Source organism: Psychrobacter sp. TB20-MNA-CIBAN-0197, assembly GCF_040309765.1.
Lineage (GTDB): Bacteria > Pseudomonadota > Gammaproteobacteria > Pseudomonadales > Moraxellaceae > Psychrobacter > Psychrobacter submarinus.
The window spans coordinates 1-229 of the sequence record NZ_JBEOPC010001525.1 but is presented as its reverse complement, the minus strand read 5'-3'; the positions used below and the strand labels follow the sequence as shown (position 1 = coordinate 229).

Here is a 229-nt window from a genome sequence, read left to right as displayed (position 1 = left end):
ATGATGTAGTGAGCAAACTCACCGCCAGCGGCGAGTACACCGTGCTGATGCACAAAGCCTGGCAGCAGAGCCTCGGCGAATCGCCGGCGAAAGTCGCAGTGAGCGAAGGTCAGGAACAGTTCGGCCAGTTCCCCATCGAGGGCACGCTGGAAATGAAACTCGGCCGCTTCACCGACGTGACCGCCGATTTCTGGGTCAATCAGATCGACGCCAATGGCCTGGTCACCGC

General features: G+C 60.3%; 1 protein-coding gene. It reads left to right on the top strand.

What is annotated here, in order from left to right; translation table 11 throughout:
• On the top strand, window positions 1-229 hold a 229-nt coding region (locus tag AAEY83_RS19075), incomplete at both ends, for a CsiV family protein (RefSeq protein ID WP_351061864.1).